Genomic DNA, 4,592 nt, shown 5'->3' with positions numbered 1-4,592 from the left:
CCGTGCTGTTTACGGGCCGGGCGGCGAGGTGGGGGCGGGGGATGGCTGGTGGGGTTCCGGGGGGCGGAAGGCCGGTCGGGGCACGGGGGGTGGGTGGTTGGGGGTGGTCGTGGTCGGGGGCCTCCGGGGGCGGCGTGGGAGCGCGCAGGCCGGGCGGCGGTGCGGTGGTGAAGGAAGCCGGGCGCTGCCGAGCCCCGGAGGGCCGGAAGGGCGCAAGGCAACTCCGCCCGGTGGTTGTGGAGTTGCCGGTCGTCACGGGCCGTCATCGGGGGCCTCCGGGCGTGGCGGACTGGATGAGCAGCGCCGAGGTGAGCAGGGCGGACAGGAAGCCGACGACGAAGGCCATCGCCGCGGGCACCGGCCAGGCGGCGGCGCGGCGGCGCAGGAAGCGCAGCGCCGCCATGACCGGCAGGGCGAGCAGGGCGCAGGGGAGCAGTGCCCGGGGGTCGCGCAGCAGGGCCGCGGCCAGCACGGTGGCGAGGACCGCCCAGCCCAGCGCCGTCAGGGCGCTGGGCACCGGGCCGATGACGCCCGAGTACGTCCTGGAGCCGGGCTCGGACCGCCAGCGGGTCTTGCGGGCGAACTCGAAGTGCAGGAAGACGCAGGCGGGGACGAGCAGCAGCGGCAGCGCGTGCCAACGGGCCGGCACGGGCGTGGAGCCGGTCAGGGAGACGAAGACGTACACGCTGAGCAGCAGTTGCACCGGGTGCGTGACGGCGAGGTTGAGCAGGACGCCGTCCCGGAGCCGGGGGGACCGCCGCTCCAGCACCACCAGCAGCCAGGAGTACGCGAGGCAGGCGGCGAGCGGGAGCAGCGACACCGGCGACAGCGCCGCGTTCAGCGTGACGAGGAGCACCGCCACGACGCCCATCGCGCACCGCAGTTGGGCGACGGTGACCGTGCCCCGCACCAGGGGGCGGTCCGGGTTGTGCGCACGGTCGTAGTCGAGGTCCTTCTGCTCGTCGACCACCCGCAGCCAGAAGAGCACCAGGACGGCCGAGGCGCAGCGCACCGCCGTGCCGGCGCCGGGGTGCCAGGGCGTACGGGTCGCCGCCGCGGCGGCGGCCTCAAGCGACAGCACCCACAGCGTGGCGTAGGGGACGTACACGTACGGGGTGAAGACCTGGACGGTGAAACGGAAGAGTGCGGTCGCCGTCCTCATCGGTCCGCCTCCCGGTCCGGCGGGGGCGCCAGGATCTTGACGCGCCCGGTGGAGCCGTCCATCTCGATGAGCGCGCCGTCGGGGATTGCGGTGGTTGCGCCGGAGACGGCGACGACCGTGGGGATGGCGAACTTGCGGCCGGTGATGGCGGTGTGCGAGAGCAGGGTGCCGCGTTCCACGACCAGCCCGCGCGCGCCCAGCATGAGGAAGAGCCAGCCGGGGTCGGTCTCCCGGGCCACCAGGATCATGTCCGGGCACGGTTCGACGGGCAGCAACGGGTCGAGGACGACGCGGGCGGTGCCGCGGACGACCCCGCCGCTGGAGCCCAGCCCGGACAGTTCCCCCTCGCCGTGCCCGGTGGCGGCGGTCGTCGCCGCCGGGCCGCCGGGGAGCCGGTCGCGGACCGGGCCCAGGGTGGTGAAACCCGGAGGCAGGTCCGGCCCGGGCGCCTCGTACTCGGCGCGGCGGACGTCGGCGAGCGCCTGGAGGTTGCCGCTGACCCCGCTGCCGTCGTACCAGCCGAACAGTTCGTCCTGGGTGAGGTGGACGACGTCGCCGGGGTCGCGCAGCACCCCGCGCGCGTGCAGGTCCTCGCCCAGCGAGGCGAAGACCGCCTTGCTGTAGCCGAAGAGCTCGCTGCGGAAGTAACGGGAGTTCTCCCGGTGGGTGATGGCCCGGCGCAGGGCCGCCAGCAGCGCGCGCACCAGCCGGAGCCGGGGCGAGCGGGCGCCGAGCGCGGCGGCCAGCCGTTCCTCGGCCGCGGCGCGCACCCGCAGTTCGGCCGCGCGCAGGGCGGGCCCGTCGAGGCCGCCGGCGGCGTGCTCCCCGGCCATCCGCAGCAGCGTCCAGGGGGTGCTGCGGAGGTTGGGCCGTTCCATCTTCAGTTCGTGCAGGCCGCGGTCGCCGTAGCGGTCGAGGTGCTCCAGCGCGGCCGCCCGCGTTTCCTGCCCGTACGCGCCGTCCCGTACGGCCCGCCAGAGCTCCGGGCCCGGCTCCGGGCCTTCCGCGCCGGAGCGCAGGGCGGCGGACAGCCGCGGTTCCCGGCGTACGGCTCCGGCCAGCCGCAGCAGCGACATCACCGCCTCGCTGCTGCGGTTGGACTCGTCGCCGCAGAGCAGGTCGCTGAGGAGGCCGGGGCCCTCGTGCGGCGCCCAGCGCGCGAGCAGCCGGCCGGTGATGCCGGCGGTGGTGCCGAGCACGGAGTCGTTGAGGAGGGTGACGCCCCAGTGGTTGCCGGCCTGCCGCCACACCTCGCGGTGGTCCTGGATGCGGGCCAGCGGGTCGACGGCCGACCAGTCGGCGCCCCGGCGATCGGCGATCAGCGCCTCCCACCACTTCTCGAAGGCCGTCATGGACCGGTGGTGACCGGCGACCAGCCGGACGACCCGGGCCACCGGACGGACCAGCCGCACGGGGGAGGGGGCGGGCGCCGCGACGGGGCCGCTGCCCTCGGCCAGGCCCATCATCGACTCCCACGAGGCGCGGAACCACGGGAAGACGGCGAGCCGGCCGTGCAGCCGGTACCAGGACTCCAGGTCGTAGTGGATCCGGTTGCGGTGCAGGCCGATCATGCGCTCGAGGTACGGCTCGTCGTCGTGGAGGGTCCTGGCCGGCACGCCCAGCCTGCGGTACAGGTCGTGGAAGATCGCGCGGTAGAACCGCTGCGCGAAGGAGTAGGTCAGCGCGGTGGTGGGTCCGGGGAAGCTCTCGGTGACGTTGGCGCTGCTCCACAGCCGGCGAAGCCGCAGGTCGACCACGACCGGGCGGGACTGGACGAGGTGCACCCGTCCGTCGGCGGTGACGGCGCCCTCGACGTCCTGCGGCCGCCCGCCGAAGAGCTCCTGCACGGTGCGGCCGAGGGCCGCCAGTTCCCGTACGAGCGGGTCGTCGAGGACGGGGACGTCACGCAGTTCCGGCGGCACGGGCTGCGGCACGGGCCCGGCGTCGGGGCGCCGCGGGTCGGGGACGAGGCGTTCGGGCTTGCCGGCGACGACGCGCTCCAGCCGCTGTTCCGGGCCGCGCAGGAAGTAGTGGTCGACGCCGACCTTCTCCTGCACCACGCCTTCGCCCAGGCCGAGGCCCGCGGCGATCAGGGTGTCGGCGGCGCCCGTCCCCGGATCGCAGGTGAACATCACGAAGGAGCGTTCCGCCGGCACCATCCGCTGGACGCCGACGGCGACCGCGACGCCTTCCGGGCCGCCGGGGTCCACCGGCAGGCCGCGGGCGTGCCGGTAGAGCAGGGCCTCCGCGTTGTGCCCGGAGGCCCAGCACGCCCGGACCCGGTCGACGAGCGCGGCGCGGCGCACCTGCAGGAAGCTGTCGCTGAGCCCCGCGAAGGGGTCCTCGGCGGAGTCCTCCCCGTGGACGCCCACGGTGCAGGCCCGTACGGCGGCCGGCTCGCCGGGGCCGATCACCTCGTCGAAGGCGGCGAGCAGCCGCCGTTCGGCCTCCGGCGGCAGGGGCGCGCCGGCGTACAGCTCGCGGATCCCGGCGGCCGCGGCCCGGACGGAGGCGGGGTCGGCGAAGTCCGCCGACCGCAGCAGGGCGTCGATGCGCGGGCGCAGCGGCCGGGTGAGGGCACGGTGCCAGTCCGCGGGCAGGACGAAGAAGGCGGGCACGGTCAGTCCGGCCCCGCGCATCCGGGCGAGCCGCGCGAACTTGTGCCCGCAGTCGTCGGGGGTCATCCGTTTCCCGTCCAGCAGCGGGACGAGGGCGTTGGGACGCCGGCGGGCGCGCCGGCCCCTGTCGTCGGTCACGGTCACGGTCACCACACCGCCGGGATCAGCCGCTTGCGGTGCCGGGCGTACGCGGCGTACCCGCGCAGGCCGGCCAAGGCCCGCTCCTCGGCGCGGATGCGCAGCACGACGGCGGGCAGCAGCAGCGCGAGGAACGCGGTCACGCTCAGCGGGTTGGCCAGGACCCCGACGAAGCCGGCGTGCGCCAGCACCATGCCGCTGTAGGCGGGGTGCCGCACCACCCGGTACGGGCCGTCGGTCACGACCTCGTGGTCGCCGAGGGTGCGCACCCTGTGCGAGTAGAAGCGCCCGAGCCGGCGGATCGCGGCCAGGCGCAGCGCGGCACCGCAGACGAACACGGCCGCCCCGAACCACTGGCCGGGCCCCCAGTCCTGCCACCAGGGCGCCACGAAGAGGGCGGCGGCCACCACCGCGCCGCGGGCCGCCCCGTACCACTGCATGGTGCCGCGGTCGTCGCCGCCGCCGGCCTGCGGGGCGGCACGGAAGGTGACGCGCAGTTCGAGGAGGGTCCACAGCAGGTAGAGGCCGATCACCACGGCCTGGGCGCGGTGCCGGGGATCGGACCAGTGGCCGCCCTCGCGGACCAGGGCCCAGCCCCGGTCTCTAATACACATCGCCCGGCCCACGCGACCCGGTTACACTTCGAATGCCAGTCTATCGTTAGAAAAAAAAAA

The 4,592-nt window shown here is 75.3% G+C and carries 3 protein-coding genes; all 3 read right to left on the bottom strand.

Features of this window, described 5'->3' with window-relative positions; translation table 11 throughout:
- Positions 1–262 precede the first annotated feature (262 nt).
- Genes PV350_RS44810 through PV350_RS44800 form a run of 3 tightly spaced genes read right to left on the bottom strand, consistent with a single transcriptional unit; the run spans position 263 to position 4,532 of the window.
- A complete protein-coding gene (locus PV350_RS44810; protein WP_500339091.1) occupies positions 263–1,162 on the bottom strand; it encodes a UbiA prenyltransferase family protein in 900 nt (299 codons plus the stop codon).
- Positions 1,159–3,918 carry a PEP/pyruvate-binding domain-containing protein gene (locus PV350_RS44805; RefSeq protein WP_500339090.1) on the bottom strand — a complete coding sequence of 920 codons (2,760 nt, stop codon included), beginning with the start codon at positions 3,916–3,918 and terminating at the stop codon, positions 1,159–1,161. Before PV350_RS44805 ends, PV350_RS44810 begins: the two co-directional genes overlap by 4 nt.
- 8 nt (positions 3,919–3,926) lie before the next feature.
- Positions 3,927–4,532: a methyltransferase family protein gene (locus PV350_RS44800; protein WP_500339089.1), complete on the bottom strand. Its 606-nt coding sequence runs from the start codon at positions 4,530–4,532 to the stop codon at positions 3,927–3,929.
- Positions 4,533–4,592: the final 60 nt, after the last annotated feature.

Source organism: Streptomyces sp. PA03-6a (assembly GCF_033792765.1).
Taxonomy (GTDB): Bacteria; Actinomycetota; Actinomycetes; order Streptomycetales; family Streptomycetaceae; genus Actinacidiphila.
This window is presented reverse-complemented; position numbering and strand designations above follow the sequence as displayed.